This window comes from Arthrobacter sp. SE2, assembly GCF_058244265.1.
In genome coordinates this window covers 165150-184374 of the sequence record NZ_JBZAYA010000007.1, presented here as the reverse complement: position 1 = coordinate 184374, position 19225 = coordinate 165150, and the positions used below count along the sequence as shown (strand labels likewise).

Sequence of the window (19225 nt, the reverse complement as noted above, 5' to 3'; positions counted from 1 at the left end):
CGGACGTAGACCATGCCTGATCCCGCAGGAGTTCTCGCAATTGAAACGCATGGCCTGAACAAGCACTTTGGCAGGCATACCGCCGTCGACGGCCTGACCATGCGCGTGCCTGCGGGAGCCATCGCGGGCTTTATCGGTCCCAATGGGGCAGGCAAGACGACCACCCTTCGCCTGCTCCTGGGGCTGGTGCGGCCTGATGCAGGCAGCGCTACTGTGCTGGGCCACTCTCTCGCTGAATTCGAGCGCTATCTGCCGCGCGTCGGGGCATTGGTCGAAGCGCCCGCGTTCTATCCGGGCCTTTCCGGGCAGACCAATCTGGAGGTGCTCGCCCGCCTTGGTGGCCATCCCCGCTCCCGCGTGAGCGAACTGCTGGAAGTGGTGGGACTCTCCGATCGGGCGCGTGATCGCGTCGGAACCTATTCGCTGGGCATGAAGCAGCGACTTGGGGTGGCGATGGCCCTGCTGCCCGATCCGGAGCTGCTCATTCTCGACGAGCCAGCCAATGGCCTTGATCCCCTAGGCATCATCGAGATGCGCGAGATGCTGCGCCGTTTGGCCGGCCAGGGGAAAACCATCCTGCTCAGCAGTCACTTGCTCGGTGAGTTGGAACAGCTCACCGACTGGCTGATCATGCTCAATCAGGGGAAGGCCCTGTTCTGCGGGCCGGCCCGGGAGCTGTTGGCCCAACGCGTCGAGGTAGTGGTCGAAGCGCAGGACAGAGTCCAGTTGGATCTGGTGGCCCGGATCGCGGGCGAGGCCGGCTATGCGGTCACGAGGGAGGATCAGCTCTTGCGCATCGCCTGTTCTGCCGGTTTTGCCGAAACCTTGAACCGGCAGGCCAGGGAAGCCGGCGCACCGGACCTGACCATCCGAGTAAGGGAAGCCAGCCTCGAGCAGCTGTTCCTGGCTTTGCTGAAAGGAGACCGCTCATGATTTCCGTGATCCGTGCGTTTCGCAGCGAATTGCTCAAGTTCCGCCGCTGGAGTGTTTTGGCGGTCGCGGGGGCGATGCTGGTGGTGAGCACCTTTATCGCTTATCTGACGTTCCACCAGATCGCATCCGGAGCCACCGGCCGTGAGATGACCGGCCTGATTGCCGCGTTCCCCACACCTCAGGGATTGGTCTCGATCATTGGCCAGGCCCGATCCGTGATCATTGCCATCGCGCTGGTGATGGTGACAGCCAATCTCGCCGCGGAATGGTCCCAAGGGACGCTGCGCAACCTGTTGGTCTGTGAGCCGCGACGCCTGCGGTGGTTGGCGGGCAAAGTGCTGGCGCTGGTACTTTTTGTGCTGCTCTCGATGCTGCTCACCCTGCTCATCAGCGGCACATTCATCCTTGTGGTTGCCCAAGGACAGGGGATTCGGACGGATGCCTGGACGTCTCCGGACGGGCTGCAGGTCTTTTTGGCGTTCTTGGGCAATGAGGTGCTTTGCCTCATCGGGGTGAGCGCACTGGGCATGGTCATCGCCGTGCTCACGCGTTCGGTCGCGGCCGCCGTCGGAATTGCACTGGCGTACATCCTGGTGGTCGAAGGCATCATCGCAGTGGTTTTGCCGCAGGTCAGCCAGTGGTTCCCGGGCCGGGTGTTCAACACCATCGTGGGGACCACCGTGCCCCTAGTTGGCCCGACGCCTCTCCAAAGTTATCCGGAGGCCCTCGGAGCAGCGCTCTTGTGGATTGTCGCCTTCGTTGTGGCGAGCGCCGTCGTGTTCCCACGCCAGGACATCAAGGCGTGACAGAAAGAGCACGCTCCGGCGTCGTCGGCAACGAGCGCCTGACCGCACTGACAGGGGCCGTAGTGCTCGTGCTGTCGGTGGCCGAGATCGCCACTGTTCCGACCCTGGGCAACCTGATCGTGGCGCACTTCTTCGTTGGTGTCCTCCTGGCCGGCCCTGTCGTGGCCAAGACGGCCAGCACAGGGTGGCGATTCATTCGCTACTACTCATGGGATCCCGACTACCGCCGCAAGGGTCCGCCCCGGCTGCTTCTGCGCGTGATTGCACCGATACTTGTCGCCTCGACGCTCGCGCTCATCGGCAGCGGCATCGCCTTGGCCATCACCGGGCCTGCCCCCGAGATCCTCATCCGGGTGCACGTTGTCAGCTTCCTAATCTGGCTCGCCACCCTCGCTGTGCACGTCTTCGCATACGTGAGGCGGGTACCGCCGCTAATAGCCGAGGACTGGCGGCGTCGCACCGACCCGCAGAAGCGCGCGAAGCCGGAGCCGTCGGGACGCCGGATGCGCCTTGCGGTCAACATTGCCGTGCTCGTGCTGGCCGCGATCGCTGCGGTGTTGCTTCTGCCGACTGCCGCACCGTGGGAGGGATGGCGTGGTCAGGCCGTGACCGGCCCTGGGGTCCTCGCCGTCGCAGTGTGCATCGGGACCGCGATCGCGGTGCTGCTCAAGCGCCGCTAGCCGGGGAGGAAGGGCTAAATCACGACGGCGGTGTGGCTCGCACATGCGGGCGTCCGGCTCGCACCTAGTCAGTGATGTCGGCGTGGTGGTGGCGGGGTGTTCCGTCAAGGGAGTGTTCGGCCTGGAAGATCGCATCGGTAACGAGTTGGCGGACATGCTCGTTCGCGAGGCGGTAGTACACGCGGGTTCCGGCTTGCCTTGTGGTGACAACGCGCCCGAGGCGCAATTTGGCCAGATGTTGGGAGACTGCTGCCTGGGATTTGTGGACCAGTTCCGCCAGCTGGTTGACGGGCAATTCGCCGTCGCGCAGTGCAAGAATGATGCGGACCCGGGTGGCGTCGGCGAGCATCGCAAACACCTCGACGGCTAGTTCGACGTACTGGCTGTCTGGCTCCCGGCCGCACACAGCGTTATCTGCATCCATGCTTATATTGTTTCATACGGATAAAATGAGGTATATATATTGAGCAAGGTGCCGTTCGTTAGCTGAGGCTCCTTCGCGGAAACATGCCAGCGACCCCCAACGTCGAGAGACGCCCCGGGTCAGGACAGGCCGCCCCGGCATTAAGGGGTGGTCCCGATTGGCTCCTGGACATAGTCCGGGTTCACGCCGCGAAGTGCCAAAGGTCTTACGAGGAGGGGCATGTGCGGGTTTCTATGCCCGCCCTCCCCGCGGCGCGTCCAACAGCAGCAGGAGGTGACGGTTCCATCATGAACGATGGTCATAAACCCAGTCTCCCGTCCCGTTTTTCGGATTTCGCTTCAGCCTCCTGAAACTTTGCGCTGATTCGGTCCGGTACGCCGGAGCCTGATCCACGCGGCACGAACGTGCCCACATTCACTCAACAACGCCCACCCATGCCACGTAGCCCGGTGAGGCTTATCCATGACTTTTTTGTGCCCGTTTCCGGGCAGAAGGCCGGTACATCATGACCGAAACCAAGACCCTGCTAGCGCCCTCCGCAGCTCTGGACACAGCCCACATCGGTGACATCAAAGGTGCGTTCGGCACCATCCGCGTCAATGACGAAAAGCCGCGCTCGGGCATCAAAGCACGCCTGAAGACCCTGCTGGCGATCATCGGACCCGGGCTGATCGTCATGGTCGGCGACAACGACGCCGGTGCGTTCGGCACCTACACCGAGGCCGGACAGAACTATGGAACGTCGCTCCTTTGGACGCTGCTGCTGCTGGTTCCCGTGTTGTACGTGAACCAGGAAATGGTGCTGCGCCTGGGGGTTGTCTCCGGCGTGGGACATGCCCGCCTGATCCTTGAGCGGTTCGGCAAGTTCTGGGGCGCGTTCAGCGTCATCGATCTGTTCATCCTCAACGCCCTGACCATCGTCACCGAGTTCATCGGCATCAGCCTGGGCCTGGACTACCTCGGAATCCCGAAGATCCCGGGAATTCTCCTTGCCACCGCGGTGATCGTGGGCGCCGCGAGCACCGGCTCCTTCAAGCGCTTCGAGCGCGTCTGCCTGACTTTGGTGGCCGGGTCCCTACTGCTGGTGCCGATCATCTTCATGGTCCATCCCGACGTCGGACAAGTCGTCCACGACTTCGTCGTGCCCGGGATGCCCACAGGCGCGGACCTGTCCACGGTGACGTTGCTGATCATCGGGATCGTCGGAACCACCGTGGCGCCGTGGCAGCTGTTCTTCCAGCAGTCGTACATCATCGACAAGCGCATCACTCCGCGCTTCCTGAAGTACGAGAAGGCGGATCTCTGGCTGGGAATCACCATCGTCATCGTGGGGGCCGCCGCGATCATTTCCTTCACGGCGGCGACCTTTGCCGGCACCCCGGAGTTCGGCAACTTCACAGACGCAGGCGGTGTCGCCGTCGGCCTGGAACAGCACGTCGGAAAGGTTGCCGGTGTCTTGTTTGCCCTGGCACTGATCGATGCCTCGATCATCGGGGCCGCCGCCGTCGGGCTTTCCACCTCTTATGCGCTCGGTGACGTTTTGGGGCTCAAGCACTCCCTGCACCGGAAAGTCTCCGACGCCAAAGGCTTCTACGCCGTATTCGCCGGAGTCCTGCTCCTCTCGGCCATTGTGGTCCTGATCCCGGGCAGCCCTTTGGGTTTGCTCACGGTCGGGGTCCAGGTGCTGGCCGGGGTTCTGCTTCCCTCGGCCACGGTGTTCCTGCTGCTGCTGTGCAATGACAAGCAAGTCCTGGGCCCTTGGGTGAACGGGCGGTTCATGAACGTCTTCACCTCGGCGGTGATCGCGGTCCTTGTGATCCTTTCCTTGGTCCTGACCGCCGGGGTGTTGTTCCCGGACATGGGCTCCGAGGCCATCCTGGGCATCCTCATCGGAGGCGCTGCCGTCTCCGCCGTCGCGGGAGTTGTGTTCCTGGTCTACCGCGGAATCCATCCCGCAGCGCCGAGCCCCGACGCGATCGACCGCTCGCAGCGGCCGACCTGGCGCATGCCCCCGATTGCCCTGCTCACCGCCCCCAAACTGTCCACTGGGCACCGGATCGGCCTGACGGTTCTGCGAACGTACCTGCTGATCGCGATGATCCTGGTTATCGTCCGGGTGGTCCAGCTAGCTCTTGGCGCCTGATGGTTTCCGCGTCATCGAGGCCATTACGCGGATGGCCGATTACAATCTGCTTACCCGCTGGTCGCGCCGCGGTCCCAGCCACCACGCCAACCGCGGCGGGGACAGGAGAATTTCATGAATGATGGGCACCACACAAGCTCTCAAGGTCCCCGCCATATGCGGCGTAAGTCGCGGCGCAAGTCCGTCATCCTGATCTCGGCGACGGCGGTCGCCGCAACCGTGGCCCTGGCGGCCGCCGTCGCGGTCACCTATGTGGGCGCGACGGCGGTTGCGGTGAACAACAACGTCCACCGCTCGGATGTCCTCAAGGATCTGAAAACGCTGCCCCAGGCGGTGCCGAAGCTGAGTCAGGACACGAACATCCTGGTCATGGGTCTCGATACAAGAGTTGATGAGAAGGGCAAGCCTCTTCCGCCCGAGATGTATGACGCCTTGCACGCGGGGGATGAGAATATCGGCGGCTACAACTCCAACGTCCTGATGCTCATCCATATCCCGGCGGACGGTTCCAAAGCCACGGGAATCTCGATTCCCCGGGATGACTACGTCCAGGTGGACGGCATACCCGGGAGCGGCCCCTTCAAAGCGAAAATCAAAGAGGCGTACGGCTACGGTTTCGCGGCGGAGAAGACCTCCTTGATCAGTGCGGGAAAGCCCGACGACGACACCACCTACCTGGCGGCGCGCGACGCCGGGCGCAAAGCCGAAATAGCTACCGTGACCAAGTTCCTGGGCAGCGTCCACATTGACCACTTCCTCGAAGTCACCATGGCCGCGTTCTATCAGACGGCCCAAGCGATCGCACCCATCACAGTGTGCGTCAACCGGGCAACCCAGGACACCTTCTCCGGGGCCGACTTCAAAGCGGGCATGCAGCAGATCGATGCCAAGCAGGCAATGGCTTTCGTGCGGCAGCGCCGGGACACCACCGATCCGACGTACCTCTTCTCGGACCTGGACCGCGAACGCCGGCAGCAGGCGTTCATCGCCTCGGTCTCCCACCAGCTCAAAGACGCCGGCACCTTCACGGACATCGGGAAAATGCAGGGTGTCCTGGATGCGGTGAGCAAGAACATCGTGGTGGATTCGGAATTGAACCTGATCCAGCTTGCCCAGCAGGCGACGTCCCTGACCGGGGGCAACATCTCCTTCTCCACACTGCCGATCACAGGCTTCGGCTGGTCCCCGGATGGCGCGTCCATCAACACTGTCGACATCAACCAGGTGCAGGCAACCGTGAAGGAACTCCTCACCCCGGTCCCGCCGGCTCCCGCACCGACGACGACGGCGACCCCGACGACGGCGGCTGCCTCGCCTGCGGCACCCGCCCCTGAAGCGCCACCCGCCTCGGAATCCGCAGCCCAAGCGCCAGCCACTCCGTCGGCACCCGCAAGCAACGTCTACGCGGATTCCACCGGGGCGCTCCAGGGCGGTGCCATCGCCTGCGTGAAATAGCGCAGCCGTCTAGGTAGCTCACTCCGATAGGCTCTGCGAATGAGTGAAAATACCCCGAAGCTCGCAGGCTATCTGGACAAGCAGCAGCCCGGACTTTATCAGGCCCTGTCCGACTACGCGGGTCAGGTCACTGCGGAGGCTGACAGGACCGGGATCCCGCGCCGCACACTGGAGTTGTTGAACTACCGGGCTTCGCAGATCAACGGCTGCGCCTTTTGCCTGGATCTGCATCACCGTAGGGCCATCGGCTACGGGGAGACTGAGCAGCGGCTTTCCCTGGTGTCCGTGCATGGCGAGGTGGGGCTCTTCGACGAGGCCGAACAGGTGGCGCTTGAGCTTGCCGAACAGATCACGCGGATGAGCACAGCCCGTCCCACCGCCGAGTTGTTTTCCCGTGCGCGGAAGGTCTACACCGAGGAACAGATCAGCGTGCTGTGCATGGCGTGCATCGGTATCAACGCCTTCAACCGCCTGTCCATCCTGAGCGAACACCCGGTGCGCAAGGCCCGTTCATCGTCGTGAAGCGTGCGAAGTCGCACGATTCCGCTCAGCCTGGTGGAGGCTCGGTGCTTGAATTCTTCCGCCTACTGTGCCGCCACAGGTAAAGTCCCCAGCATCCGAGGCCCAGGAACAGAACTGATGCGACAGCCCGCCACCAGACAAAGGGTTGCGAAGACGCGAAAAGGATTGCATAGGCAAAGAACGAAGCGCTTATCCAAGGATTCGGAATCTTGTTGGCCATCGGGCCACCTTTCGGATGTGAGTGCCACCCTCGTCCCTCGTCAGTCCGCTTGCCGAAATGACGAGGTAAGGTCGGTGGAAATATGGACCGGGATACTCTCCAGAGCCGGTAGCGCCTTCACTTTTGCCACGAGGCGCGAGGGACCGGCGAGGATGCTGGAGTCCAAGTCGACGTTGGTAGCGAGGAACCAGGTTTCGTCTCGAGGCCAGAGATAACTCGGCGTGATTCCATTTCCAGCTATCCAACCGAATTGAGGACACGCCATGAATGCCGCCCCGGCAAGGTCGCTTGAGGTGAAATTGTAGAGAAGATATTGGTTGCCTTGGATAGAAACCGTTTGTCCCTTTCGGATGGCTTTCCCCGAAGACCGATCTTCCAGGAGCGGTTCCCACCCTGCCCAGAAGGCAGCGAGGAACTCGCCGGCCGTCGAAGCCACTAGCACGTCCGCGAGCGCGCTGAATCCTCTGGAATCGAGTCGCCCCTCTTCGGGCGGGAACACTGTACCTACTCCGGACACTGTCACTGGTTCTCCGTAGACCCCTGACAAGTCGGCCCAAATTGTCCCAGGCTCCAACTTCAGCCCTCGCGAGGAAGCCACCTCTGTCCAAGTGACTTGTGGTTCGGGTTCAATGCCTGGGCCCGGTACGGATGTGCTGTGAGCCCTATGAAGCATGCGCAAGTATGACTCGAAGCCCGCAGGGACGATGCCTTTGACTTTCGCGGAATCATCAAGTCGTGCTTGCCATTTCACTAGGTTGTCGTCGGTCTCAGATCTCACTAGGCACCCATCTTCGCGTTGCATGGACGGGCATATCTCCGCATGGCAAGAATATGGCCCACCTCGGCAACTAGGGGGACGATACCTCCCCATTGACTGCTGGGACGAAGGATCTGGGTCGCGTGAAGGGCTTGCCACGCTACTCGGTGGGTGGCAGCCAGCAAAACTTGAGAGCTACGCACGATCTTCATTTGAGTTATCCTGTCTTTCCGATTTCCACTCACGGGTACGTAGGAACAGGGCTGCCCCAATCATCAGTAGTCCGCCTATCCAACCGACCACCGCGAAGCTCCCTCCGACCGCTGCGAATGCGAAGCACACAGTAGCCGCCAACATCGGTATCATGAAGATTCTGTTTGCTGCCATGAATTGACCCCTGCTTTCACTCGGCGATTGACCAAGGCTAACCAGTCGTTTCCACCTTTGGGGGTGGATACCGCAGAATTGAGTGCCAAATCTGACTAATTGAGTGCCAAACCGGGGCATATTGAGTGGTAGGCAGACTGCTCACTGTGAGTAAGCGTGCTTCGCCCGGGAGCGTGGGTAACCAGCTGGCGTGCCGAGGAGCAGATCAGCGTGCTGTGCATGGCGTGCATCCGGCATCAACGCCTTCAACCGCCTGTCCATCCTGAGCGAGCACCCGGTGCGCTAGGCCCGTTCATCGTCGTGAAGCGTGCGAAGTGTAGGCGTGCGATCAGTAGGCGTGCGAACACTGCTGTCCGCTGTTCCCTTTCAGTTCAGAAAGGTCGCGTTGAAGGAGTCCAGGTCAACTACGACCCCGTTGAGGCTTTGGTTGAATTTCTGCTGGACGCCGATGCGCATCGTGGTTGGCGTATTCCAGCCACCGTATTGGACCGGCGTCGGGGAGAGGTAGTTGGCCGTCCACTTGTTGTAGTTGATGTTGTGCGTGTTTGTGTCCCAAAGCGGGACGTCCGAGAACGCTGTGGTGTTGTTCATCAGCTGCGGCCACATCCCGGACCCTGAGTAGATCACGGGCCGAACACCCATGCCCTTAACCCCGTCGACCATAGCGCGCGTAATTTGAGGTCCGCCCGTTTCGGCGTCAAGAGCAAAGAACTGGAGCTGGGACGCGTAGGGTCCGGCCGCGTTGATCCCGCCTTGCCAGCAGTTGGGGTCCCTCGTGTATACAGCGATTTTCAGACCCGCGTCGAGGGCCATTTTCAGCTGGGTCTGGGTCCGGGACCAAGTGTTGCAGGTTCCCCATGCGGTGGAGTGCATGACATACAGCCGGAATCCGGCCTGATAGGCCTTCACGAACCAGTTGGGGTCCGTGATGGTGTTTGCAGTATCGAGGACTTTGACCGAGGGGTCCGCCGCATTTGCGGCGGGGGCAAAAGCAAGGCCGAGGAGGATCAATAGGGCTGTTACGGCGGCGATGGCGTTTCTGGCAATGGTCCTGATGTTCAAGGGGTGCTCCTAGCGCAGGCACGGATGAGTCCGACGCGATGATGTTGCGCAGGTTCCGGCCCCAGCCCCGGCTAGACGACAATGCGTCCTGCATCTGATGTGATGCGAACACCTAGGCTATGCCCGGGTTCCCATGGGCGGCAAGCATCCGCGCAGATATTTCGCGCACCGCTTGCGGTCACCCTGGGATTGTCACCGGCGTCCGAAGGCCATAACGAGGGCTACCAGTGCAGCACTCATTAGCACCGCTGCAACCCAGATCCACTGCTGTCCGTCCAAGTTCCCCCCGATCTCAGGTCTTGGCTCAGTCTCGGGCCGTCTGGCCTTCTGCGTCTCGGCTGGACACTTGTGCGCAAGACTACTCCGGGCGTCCAGCAACTGTCAGCGGATTTCCGTAATCGACTTCGGAGTCCAAGCATGACCCGGTGCACAAGGCCCGCAGCTGAGGACTTCTTGCCCGGACACGCCGAAATCTTGCATCAGGGATTAGCGTTTTTGAAAATCCATTCGTAGGATTTGCCCTATGTCTATGGGGAGATCAGTTCGTAAAGCAGTTATTCCGGCCGCCGGATTGGGCACGCGCTTCTTGCCTGCCACCAAGGCGATGCCGAAGGAAATGTTGCCGGTGGTAGATGAGCCGGCCATCCAGTATGTGGTTGAGGAGGCTGTGAGGGCAGGGCTTAGCGACTTGCTGATGATCACGGGCCGCAACAAGCGCTCGCTGGAAGACCATTTCGACCGTGCACCGGATCTCGAACGTACTTTGGAGCTGAAAGGCGACGAAGCCCGTTTGGACGCCGTGCAGCATGCCTCCGGGCTTGGGCCTATCCACTATGTGCGGCAGGGCGAACCGAAGGGCTTGGGTCATGCCGTGCTGTGCGCCAAGCAGCACGTAGGTGATGAACCGTTTGCCGTGCTTTTGGGGGACGACCTGATTGACGAGCGGGATCAGCTTCTGTCAACCATGATCGACGTTCAAGCGAAGACCGGCGGCTCGGTGATTGCCCTCATCGAAGTGGAGCCGTCGCAGATCAGCGCGTACGGCTGCGCCGATATCACGCCCATCGTGGGGGAGGATTACGTCCGGGTCAACAGCCTTGTGGAGAAGCCTTCCGTTGAAGAAGCGCCGTCAAACTTGGCCGTCATCGGGCGATACGTGCTGCACCCGGCTGTGTTCGATGTCCTCGAAGAGACCGGGCCCGGGCGCGGTGGCGAGATCCAGCTGACCGACGCCCTTCAGACCCTCGCCAAGGGCGAAGGCGAAGGCGCCGGCGTTTACGGGGTCGTCTTCCGCGGACGTCGCTACGATACCGGGGACAAGCTTAGCTACTTGAAGGCCGTCATCACGTTGGCGTCAGAGCGGGCCGAATTCGGTGAAGACCTCAAAACCTGGATGAAGGAATTTCTCGGTTAAGACGGCTGCATGCTTAGCCGCGCGTAGCGCAGAATCCTGAGGATGGCCGGAGCCAGCTCATCTTCCATCCGCAGGTACGCCTCGGCGCCCTGTTTGTAGGGGTCGGCGACGTCATTGTCCGAAGATTTCGCCGCCAGGACGAGGTGACGCACGGAGGATGCCCGTGCCGGCAGTTCTCGCCATAGTTGGGTGTAGTCAGAGCCCGACGGCGACGCGTCGCCTCGTTCTTCAAGCGCCGTTACCATCCGCGCGAACTCGCGGATGGTAAACGTCCGTTTGAGCAGGGAGGCGTCCAGCTGCAGAACTTCCCCGCGATGGTGGGATGCCATAGTGAGTACCAGGTCCGCTTCCCTCAGGATCTTTGAGGTGAGCTGGCGCGCGGCAAAGTAATCGGGGGTGCCGCCGTACGTGCGGATGATGTCCGCCGAGAGCGGCTGGACGGGGCTGCCGACCATGGCACGGGTGCCGGCGCTGCGGACTTCAAAGCCGCCGGGGAGAACCTGGTCCAGGCCTGCCTGAAGCAAACGTTCGGCTACGGGGGAGCGGCAGATGTTTCCGGTGCAAACGGTCAGTATCCGAATGGGGTGGGGCGATTCCAAAGGTATAGCTCTTTCACTGGCTGGCAGGCGCGCGTGACACCTGTGTTTTACAAGTTAACACGAGAGTCATTATCACGTGTGCCGTAGCAGGGCGAAGGCAGCCACGCTGAAGGAAACCGCGGCCAGCAGGATCAGAAAAATGATCGGCCAGGCCGCACTTGGAATTCGTGGAATCGCTGGCAACTCCACCCTGAAGCTCAGCCGCATGCGGCGTCGCCAATGTCTCCCCATGTTCATAAATTACCGTATGCGCAAACAAGGAGGGGTTGTTTCCGGATCACCGGAAACAACCCCTCCTTTTGTTTAGCGTTTAGGCTGTTGCTGCGGTTTCGTTCTTTGCGCGGCGGCGGGCCACCACTACAGAAGTCGTGCCGGCTACGAGTGCGCCAGCGCCAACCAAGCCCCAAAGAATCAGGCTGGAGTCGACGCCGGTGTTAGCCAGGCCGACACCACCGGTGTTGGCCAGTGCTGCTCCACCCGTGTTTGCCAAAGCGGCCGGTGCGGCCGCAACGACGGTTGCCGTGACAGTGTGTCCGGAGCTCGCACCAACGGCAGTCAGCTGATAGGTGCCTGCTTCGGTGAGCGTGACCGGCACGGCGAAAGCGCCGTTGGCGTCGGCCACTGCGGTCACGTCGGTCGGAGCGAGCGAAAGCGAGCCGCCAACTGCCATGACTGCAGCACCTGCGCCGGGTGCTGCTGCGCCCTGCGGCTTGCCGGGTGCTGTGATGACGATGGTGATGCGGATGGTTTCGCCGGGCTTGAAGCCGGTGCCCGAGAAGGTGATGGTTGCGCCGGGTGTAACGATGGAACCTGAGACGGTGCCCGGTGCCGGCGCCGGGTAATCAACGGCCATTGCTGGAGCCGAAGCGGCAAGTGCGATGCTGCCCGCAAGCGCGATCGCTGCAAGTGATTTCTTCAATTTTAGTCCCCCTGAGACCTTGGTACGTACTTGAGACCTGCTACGCAATTCATTGTGTTGACGTGATTTCATCCACCACGAACACGTGAACTGAAATCTGAGACCTACCCAAGAGAGAAGTTACCATCCTAAGGGTGCTTACTGCAAAGTAAATCCAAACTCGTTACAAAGGGTTAACGTGCCGTCTATCCTGCGGCGCCGCATGTTTCCGATTTGGTAGGGAGAACCACCTTGTCAACGGATTCGACGGTTGGTGTCACTACCACTTCGGGTTGGTTGTGCTGCACGATTTTTCCGAAGGTGAACTCCACGGTGCTGCTTTGTCCAGGTGCCAGCCGCACTGAAAGGGTTGCAACGGGCCTATTGTCGTGTTGCTGTGCGCCGAAGGGGACTTTGTTCCCATCTTGGGCAGCCGTTACCACTTGGGACTGGGCGGGCCCGTAGGCGATCACATTGCTTTGGGCCGTACCGGGAGGCACTCCGTAAGCACCGCCCCCGGTCACGTAGGCAGGCAAGGAGGTGGCCGCATCAGCTGGAGCGGTGTTGGTGCTGGTGATCCGAACCTTGACGGTTCCGTAGCCATCGGCGGGGCACTGTGTTACTAGCTGGACGGTGCGCTTCACGTAGTAGTCCATTTTGGCGCCAGTGCCGTCGTTGAAGTAGGCGCCGAATTGGGCAGCTGGCACACTGGGTCCTGAGATGGATCCGCTTAACGGGTATTTCCCGAGAGTGGACTGTTCGCTGCTGTCCGCGGACCAGAGAAGAATCCGGTGCTCGCCTGCTCCCTTCCCTACGCCAGCCAGAAGGGTACTCGCTGTGCCCTTGCCGGAGGAGAGCGCACTGAAGATTTCTTTGGCCACAGAGCCAAAGTAGATGTCCTGAAGCTTCTGATTACCCAGTTGTGCGTAGGAGTCGGAAAGTAGGGTCTTGACTACGTTCTGACCGGTGAGCTGGTTCGGCAGCTTCCCTGCGGTTAGTGCTTGCAACTGCGGGTCTTGCAGAGTGACCGGTCCTGTGGCGTCGAGGATGTAGCTAAGGGCTACGGGATCGATCGAGACGGCACCGTCAAGGCGCTCACCCTTCTTCTGTTCCCACATCTTCAATGCGGTGGTGGCGGCGGTTGGGAAGTCTGGAGTGAAATTTACGTCCTGCATAAAGGTGCCCAGGCGATTGCTATAGATACGCTCTTGCTCCGGGTCAACATCCACAGGCGGCGTGAACGCACCAAGATCGTGGGCGCTGGTCTGGGAGGCGAGGCTGAGTTTGCCTTTGTCTGCTGTCAGCACTGCCAGGGCGCCGGGAATGCCGCCACTGGCCCGGGCCTCGGCATTGTTCTGGACAAGGAGCAGGTAGTGCCGGGGTTTGTCGGAGCCCAACATCCCAGGTGCTAGGCCCGCGACGTCGGAGGCAGTGTCCAGTTCATTAACAACAGAGCCAAGCTGTTGCCTGGCCTGTGTCAAAGGTCCAGCGACCTGGGGGAGCAGGCTGCCGGCGTCGATCCCGTCCAGCCGTTCGGCCGAGACACGCACGGCGTGTGCTGCGGACGCGACGGCGGGGGCAGCTCTGCGGATTGGGTCAAGGTCCGTGCCGCTCGCGCTTGGCATCAGCTTGTCCCAGTTCAGCGAGTCATAGACCTTCGCCAAGGGCGCGACGCCAAGAGTGGCCACATCGTCCGCTGATCGGGCAATTTCAGCTGTCGCGGAGAAGTTGGCGCCCAACCAGGGAATCGCCGAGGCGACTGACCAGAGGGGGTCAGCGGCGGCGTCCCGAGCAGCGGCAGTGTGGTGCCGTAGTTCGTCGACAAGAGAGGACGCATCGGCCGGATGGTTCTTGAGAACGCTTTCTTTGAGTTTGGGAACCAATTGGGTCGATGCTTCAAGTTCTGACTTGATGGTCGAGGCCTTGGCAACAAGCCATAGGGCGGCGGCTCCGGCGATCACGGCGAAGACCACAAGGCAAACTCCAGCCGTCAGCAACCGACGGCGACGCTTGCTTGGAACGGAGCTTCGCTCTCCCCTGCGTAGTTCGGGTTCCTCCGAGATGGTTTCGGATTGTTGGGTATCAGTCACTCTTAAGGCCTTCCGAGTCCGCGGTAGTGCCAACCGGCGGCACGCCATTTCGCTGAGTCCAAGACGTTTCGTCCGTCCAGGATCCGGAGGCCGGCGACGCCGCTGCTCACCTCGAAGGGGTCAAGGTCTTTGTATTGCTGCCATTCGGTGAGCAGGAGGAGGGTATCGGCTCCAGCCATCGCCGTTTCCAGGTCCGGTTCATACTGCAGTTCCGGGAACCGTTTTTCCGCGTTTTCCAGGGCCTTCGGGTCGGTCACGGTGACCACTGCGCCCTGGAGTTGAAGTTGCGCGGCGATACTAAGCGCTGGCGAGTCGCGGACGTCGTCGCTCTCGGGCTTGAAGGCGGCACCGAGGACCGTGATGCGGTGTCCCAGCAGGCTTCCTCCGCAAAGTTCGCGCGTGAGCTCAACAACGCGCGTGCGGCGTCGCATGTTGATGGAATCCACTTCTCGCAGGAAGGTCAAGGCCTGATCAGCACCCAGTTCGCCGGCCCTTGCCATGAAGGCCCGGATGTCCTTGGGGAGGCATCCACCGCCAAACCCAATGCCCGCGTTGAGGAATTTGCGGCCGATCCTGTCATCCAGTCCGATGGCATCTGCGAGCCGGGTGACGTCCGCGCCTGCCGCTTCACAAACCTCGGCCATGGCATTGATGAATGAAATTTTGGTTGCCAAGAACGAGTTGGCAGCCGCCTTGACCAGCTCGGCAGTGGGGTGATCGGTCACCAGACGCGGGGTTCCCGTGGAGAGCGGAACGGCATAGACCTGGTCCAAAACAGAAACGGCCGCGTGATCTTCCGAGCCGTCGGCGACGCCGTACACCAAACGGTCCGGTGAGAGGGTGTCCTGGACTGCATGACCTTCGCGCAGGAATTCGGGATTCCACACGAGGTGTGTCCCTGGTTCACTCTCGGTGAGGAGGTCACCTAGGCGGGAGGCGGTTCCCACCGGGACGGTAGATTTTCCGACCACAATGTCGCCGGGCCGAATGTGGGGGAGGAGCGCCTCCACAGCTGCATCAACATAGCGAAGGTCGGCGCCGTTTTCGCCTTTCTTCTGGGGTGTCCCCACGCAGATGAAGTGGACAGCGCTACCTGCTGCTGCGGACATGTCTGTGGTGAAGGACAGCCGTCCCGTCTCCTGGACGTCTCGAAGGAGTTCATCCAAACCGGGTTCGAAGAACGGGGCACGGGCAGCGGACAGCGTGCTGATCTTCCGCTCGTCCACGTCGATGCCGACCACCTCGTGGCCAAGCTTGGCCATGCAGGCAGCGTGGACGGCACCGAGGTAGCCGCAGCCGATGACTGAAATTCGCATTGTGTTGCCTTCCCCAGAGGGTCGTTCCTGCGTCAGAGGTAATTAGTAGGCTCCGTGCCCAGTGAGGACAGCCCTCGCAGTGCGGAGCAGAATAATCAGGTCACCGGCCAATGACCAGTTTTCCACGTAATAGAGGTCCAAGCGGACCGAGTCTTGCCAGGAGAGATTGGACCGTCCGCTGACCTGCCAGAGCCCAGTAACTCCCGGTTTGACCAGAAGGCGTCGCCGGACGTCCTGTTCATAGGACTCCACTTCAACGGGCAATGGCGGGCGTGGCCCCACCAAGCTCATGGAGCCGGACAGAACGTTGAACAGCTGTGGAAGCTCGTCCAAGCTATATCTGCGAAGGAAGCCCCCCGTGCGTGTTACGCGTGGATCGTTCCTGATTTTGAAGAGAACTCCATTCCCTTCATTCCGGTGAGCGAGCTCGGCGAGCCTTGCCTCAGCGTCAGCCACCATGGTGCGGAATTTGAGCATCTTGAAGGGTGCGCCCTCAAACCCGACGCGCTCTTGCCGGAAGAGGATCGGACCAGGAGTGTCGAGCTTCACCATGAGCGCCAGCACTGTCAACAATGGCGAAGACAGAACAATCAGCCCAGCCGAGACCGCCACGTCGAACAATCGTTTCGCGACGCGTTGACCGGCCTCAAGACTAGGCGTGGTGACGTGGATGAGCGGGAGTCCGGCAATCTGCTGTGTGTGGATGCGTGGTCCGGCAACGTCGGTGAGGGCTGGTGCAAGAATGAGACCGATGTTGCGTTCGGCCAATTCCCACCCAAGTTGGCGCAGCGTTCTTGGATTGAGCTGCATCCCCACTGTGACGGCGACGGCGTCAGCTGAGCACCGTTCGATCGCGTCGAGAATCGCGTGCGTCGTCGGTTCATGGCCAAGTACCGGAAGCCCGATGGCGGCCAGTTCTTGAGAGTGGGCGGAGTCGCCTGTGGTGTAGGCGCCGATGGGAGTGTAGCCGGCGTGCTTCTCGCGGACCAGGGTCTCAGCGAGGTGGATGACTGCCCCAGGACTTCCGAGTAGCAGAAGCCGCGACATTCGCCGGCCCTTCTGCCTGTGGATGCTGAGGTGCTGCCGAAGAAGCCAACGCGCCAGAAGGAGACCGCCGAGCCCTGCAGGTAGGGCAATTCCGACGTATCCACGGGCGGTGTCTACCCGGAAGACATAAGAGAAGATGGCAACAAAACCAAATAGCCAAAGGGAAGCAGCTGCTACCCGCTTGTACTCGTCAGGTCCTGAGCCGAGGATCCGGCTCTGCCTCGTGTTCCACGCCCCAAGCATGAGCCACCAAGTAATGGCAAGGAGTATCGACAACGAAACATAATCTTGTCCAGAAATTGAAACGCCCGAGTCCAGTCCGAACCGGATGCTGTAGGCGCCAGCAACAGCCCAGACGATCACTAAGGCGTCAACTATTCGGAGGGTACGCGAAGTACGCGCCCTCCAGTTTGCCTCTTGACTCAAAGAGTCCCCCATTTCAACTTGAGTGCCGCTTGGACTTCTCAGTTACGGATTTCAGCCAAATTTGATCTGTACCAGTCCACAGTGGCCTTGATCCCTTCTTCCAGACCAATGGAAGCAGACCATCCAGCGTCGGCGAGCTTGGAAACGTCCAGCAGTTTTCGTGGTGTGCCGTCGGGCTTGGAAGTGTCCCATTCGATGGCACCGGAGAAACCGACGGAACTTGCCACGATCTCGGCAAGCTCCTTGATAGTCACATCCGTCCCGGTTCCGACATTCACTTGTTCCGGGCCGTCGTAGTTCTCCAGCAGATGCAGGCAAGCGGCGGCCATATCGTCCACGTGCAGGAATTCACGCCGTGGCGACCCGGTGCCCCAGTTGGTGACCACGGGTGTACTGGACTTGGCCGCTTCGTCGTAACGACGAATCAGAGCAGGCAAAACGTGTGAACCTTCCGGCGAGAAATTGTCGCCAGGCCCATAGAGGTTGGTGGGCATGGCTGATATCCACGGGAGCCCATACTGTCGGCGAACTGCCTGCACGTGCATGATGCCTGCGATTTTCGCAATCGCATAGGCGTCATTGGTCGGTTCGAGGTGACCAGTGAGTAACGAATCCTCGCGGATTGGTTGCTCTGCGAACTTCGGATAGATACAGGATGACCCAAGGAAGAGGAGGCGTTCGACACCGTGCTCGCGGGCCGCGTCCAGAACATTCACCTGGATACGCAAATTGTCGCTGAGGAAGTCCACAGGATAGGTGTTGTTGGCGAGAATGCCGCCCACTTTCGCGGCTGCAAGCACCACATAGCGGGGCTTGCTCCGCGCAAAGAACTCGAAGACAGAGTCGCGGTCCTTGAGGTCGAGCTCGGCCGAAGACTTGCCCACAAGCTGGGTGAACCCCTCGGTTTCCAGCTTGCGCCAAATAGCGGATCCCACCAAGCCGCGGTGTCCTGCTACATAGAAAGTCGAGTCCCGGTCAAGGCTGCCCGGCATGAACGAGATGGGCTCTGACATCAGTTCTTCCAACTATCGAGATCGACGCCATCGATCCAATCGTTGCCCGCGTGCTTCAAAGCCTCAATATCGGCGTCTACCATGATTCGAGCCAGCTCCGGGGTGTGGACCGTTGCCTTCCAACCAAGTTTCTCTTGTGCCTTCGAAGCATCACCCACCAGGGCGTCTACTTCGGTAGGGCGCAAATAGCGCTCGTCAAAGCGCACGTGGTCTTCCCAATTCAGGCCAGCGTGCTCAAAGGAGATTTGGAGGAAGTCACGGACCGTGTAGTTACCGCCTGTAGCCAGAACAAAGTCGTCCGGTTCGTCAACTTGGAGCATGCGCCACATTCCCTCCACATACTCGGCTGCGTATCCCCAGTCGCGTACAGCGTCAAGGTTTCCCATGAAAAGGGCGTCCTGTTTGCCAGCCTTGATGGCTGCCACGGCCCTGGTGATCTTCCGGGTGACGAAGGTTTCTCCGCGGCGGGGCGATTCGTGGTTGAAAAGAATGCCGTTGACGGCAAACATCCCATAGGCCTCACGGTAGTTCTTTGTCACCCAGTAGCTATACACCTTTGCCGCACCGTAAGGAGAACGAGGGTAAAAAGGAGTCTCTTCGTTCTGCGGAGGCGGTGTGGCGCCAAACATTTCCGAGGAAGACGCTTGGTAGAACTTCGTTTCGATACCGGACATTCGGACGGCCTCGAGCAGGCGAATGGTACCGATACCAGTAGTGTCTCCAGTGTGTTCCGGCTCGTCGAAGGAGACCCGGACGTGCGACTGCGCAGCGAGGTTATAGACCTCGTCGGGTCGGATTTGGGCAAGCAACGTCACAAGACGTGCGCCGTCGCTGAGGTCTCCATAGTGGAGGAAGAGCCTCGCTTTGGCGTCGTGAGGGTCCACATAAAGGTGGTCGATCCGTGCCGTATTGAAGGTTGATGCCCTGCGGATCAGCCCGTGGACTTCGTAGCCCTTGCTGAGGAGTAGTTCCGCCAGGTAGGACCCGTCCTGTCCGGTGATACCAGTGATGAATGCACGCTTTGTCAAAATTG

At 60.8% G+C, this 19225-nt stretch carries 16 protein-coding genes and 1 riboswitch; of the genes, 7 read left to right on the top strand and 9 right to left on the bottom strand.

The genetic code is table 11. The features are described from left to right. Positions 1-12 precede the first annotated feature (12 nt). The 3 genes from AC4CS3_RS12115 to AC4CS3_RS12105 are packed head-to-tail and all read left to right on the top strand — an operon-like array spanning position 13 to position 2419. Positions 13-933, top strand: a complete 921-nt coding sequence (locus AC4CS3_RS12115) for an ABC transporter ATP-binding protein (RefSeq protein WP_490783682.1) — start codon at positions 13-15, stop codon at positions 931-933. Then, positions 930-1739 (top strand): DUF2705 family protein, encoded by an 810-nt coding sequence (locus AC4CS3_RS12110; protein WP_490783681.1) that lies wholly within the window; start codon positions 930-932, stop codon positions 1737-1739. The genes AC4CS3_RS12115 and AC4CS3_RS12110 overlap by 4 nt, the downstream gene beginning before the upstream one ends. Further along, complete coding sequence (locus AC4CS3_RS12105; RefSeq protein WP_490783680.1) at positions 1736-2419, top strand: hypothetical protein; 684 nt, start codon at positions 1736-1738, stop codon at positions 2417-2419. Before AC4CS3_RS12110 ends, AC4CS3_RS12105 begins: the two co-directional genes overlap by 4 nt. Before the next feature lie 64 nt (positions 2420-2483). Here the strand turns inward: AC4CS3_RS12105 and AC4CS3_RS12100 are convergent, their stop codons facing one another. After that, a complete protein-coding gene (locus AC4CS3_RS12100) occupies positions 2484-2843 on the bottom strand; it encodes an ArsR/SmtB family transcription factor (protein ID WP_236812542.1) in 360 nt (119 codons plus the stop codon). Between the two features lie 47 nt (positions 2844-2890). Continuing rightward, positions 2891-3065, top strand: a riboswitch (M-box (ykoK) riboswitch). Between the two features lie 283 nt (positions 3066-3348). On the opposite strand from AC4CS3_RS12100, the gene AC4CS3_RS12095 reads away from it, so the two are divergent. The 3 genes from AC4CS3_RS12095 to AC4CS3_RS12085 all read left to right on the top strand — a co-directional run bounded on the left by AC4CS3_RS12095 (position 3349) and on the right by AC4CS3_RS12085 (position 6963). After that, the gene (locus AC4CS3_RS12095; protein WP_490783679.1) at positions 3349-4986 is read left to right on the top strand and encodes an NRAMP family divalent metal transporter; all 1638 of its coding nucleotides are present in this window, start codon (positions 3349-3351) and stop codon (positions 4984-4986) included. A 156-nt stretch (positions 4987-5142) separates the two neighbouring features. Further along, on the top strand, positions 5143-6441 hold the full coding sequence (locus AC4CS3_RS12090) for an LCP family protein (RefSeq protein ID WP_490783678.1): 1299 nt from the start codon (positions 5143-5145) through the stop codon (positions 6439-6441). A gap of 39 nt (positions 6442-6480) precedes the next feature. Next, a complete protein-coding gene (locus AC4CS3_RS12085) occupies positions 6481-6963 on the top strand; it encodes a carboxymuconolactone decarboxylase family protein (RefSeq protein WP_490783677.1) in 483 nt (160 codons plus the stop codon). Positions 6964-8693: 1730 nt separating this feature from the next. Here the strand turns inward: AC4CS3_RS12085 and AC4CS3_RS12080 are convergent. Beyond that, positions 8694-9389, bottom strand: coding sequence for a glycoside hydrolase family 25 domain-containing protein (locus AC4CS3_RS12080; RefSeq protein ID WP_490783676.1), 696 nt, complete (start codon positions 9387-9389; stop codon positions 8694-8696). A gap of 523 nt (positions 9390-9912) precedes the next feature. Between AC4CS3_RS12080 and galU the strand changes: the two genes are divergently transcribed. Beyond that, positions 9913-10803: a UTP--glucose-1-phosphate uridylyltransferase GalU gene (gene galU / locus AC4CS3_RS12075; protein WP_490783675.1), complete on the top strand. Its 891-nt coding sequence runs from the start codon at positions 9913-9915 to the stop codon at positions 10801-10803. Here the strand turns inward: galU and AC4CS3_RS12070 are convergent. From AC4CS3_RS12070 to gmd, 7 genes are all read right to left on the bottom strand, one after another. Continuing rightward, the gene (locus AC4CS3_RS12070) at positions 10800-11402 is read right to left on the bottom strand and encodes an arsenate reductase/protein-tyrosine-phosphatase family protein (protein WP_490783674.1); all 603 of its coding nucleotides are present in this window, start codon (positions 11400-11402) and stop codon (positions 10800-10802) included. The two genes, galU and AC4CS3_RS12070, sit on opposite strands and share 4 nt — an antisense overlap. A gap of 310 nt (positions 11403-11712) precedes the next feature. Continuing rightward, positions 11713-12321 (bottom strand): LPXTG cell wall anchor domain-containing protein, encoded by a 609-nt coding sequence (locus AC4CS3_RS12065; protein WP_490783673.1) that lies wholly within the window; start codon positions 12319-12321, stop codon positions 11713-11715. 185 nt (positions 12322-12506) lie between these two features. Further along, the gene (locus AC4CS3_RS12060) at positions 12507-14390 is read right to left on the bottom strand and encodes a DUF4012 domain-containing protein (protein ID WP_490783672.1); all 1884 of its coding nucleotides are present in this window, start codon (positions 14388-14390) and stop codon (positions 12507-12509) included. 2 nt (positions 14391-14392) lie between these two features. Beyond that, positions 14393-15706, bottom strand: a complete 1314-nt coding sequence (locus AC4CS3_RS12055) for a UDP-glucose dehydrogenase family protein (RefSeq protein WP_490783671.1) — start codon at positions 15704-15706, stop codon at positions 14393-14395. A gap of 42 nt (positions 15707-15748) precedes the next feature. Then, on the bottom strand, positions 15749-17179 hold the full coding sequence (locus AC4CS3_RS12050) for a sugar transferase (protein WP_490783670.1): 1431 nt from the start codon (positions 17177-17179) through the stop codon (positions 15749-15751). 38 nt (positions 17180-17217) lie between these two features. Further along, a complete protein-coding gene (locus AC4CS3_RS12045; protein WP_490783669.1) occupies positions 17218-18192 on the bottom strand; it encodes a GDP-L-fucose synthase family protein in 975 nt (324 codons plus the stop codon). Then, positions 18192-19220, bottom strand: a complete 1029-nt coding sequence (gmd, locus tag AC4CS3_RS12040) for a GDP-mannose 4,6-dehydratase (protein WP_490783668.1) — start codon at positions 19218-19220, stop codon at positions 18192-18194. Before gmd ends, AC4CS3_RS12045 begins: the two co-directional genes overlap by 1 nt. Positions 19221-19225 lie beyond the last annotated feature (5 nt).

Bases quoted from the DNA above. Each gene is read 5' to 3' on its own strand.
- AC4CS3_RS12115 (WP_490783682.1), top strand. From the start codon at position 13: ATGCCTGATCCCGCAGGAGTTCTCGCAATTGAAACGCATGGCCTGAAC.
- galU (WP_490783675.1), top strand. From the start codon at position 9,913: ATGTCTATGGGGAGATCAGTTCGTAAAGCAGTTATTCCGGCCGCCGGA.
- AC4CS3_RS12095 (WP_490783679.1), top strand. From the start codon at position 3,349: ATGACCGAAACCAAGACCCTGCTAGCGCCCTCCGCAGCTCTGGACACA.
- AC4CS3_RS12085 (WP_490783677.1), top strand. From the start codon at position 6,481: ATGAGTGAAAATACCCCGAAGCTCGCAGGCTATCTGGACAAGCAGCAG.
- AC4CS3_RS12045 (WP_490783669.1), bottom strand. From the start codon at position 18,192: ATGTCAGAGCCCATCTCGTTCATGCCGGGCAGCCTTGACCGGGACTCG.
- AC4CS3_RS12055 (WP_490783671.1), bottom strand. From the start codon at position 15,706: ATGCGAATTTCAGTCATCGGCTGCGGCTACCTCGGTGCCGTCCACGCT.
- AC4CS3_RS12090 (WP_490783678.1), top strand. From the start codon at position 5,143: ATGCGGCGTAAGTCGCGGCGCAAGTCCGTCATCCTGATCTCGGCGACG.
- AC4CS3_RS12100 (WP_236812542.1), bottom strand. From the start codon at position 2,843: ATGGATGCAGATAACGCTGTGTGCGGCCGGGAGCCAGACAGCCAGTAC.
- AC4CS3_RS12110 (WP_490783681.1), top strand. From the start codon at position 930: ATGATTTCCGTGATCCGTGCGTTTCGCAGCGAATTGCTCAAGTTCCGC.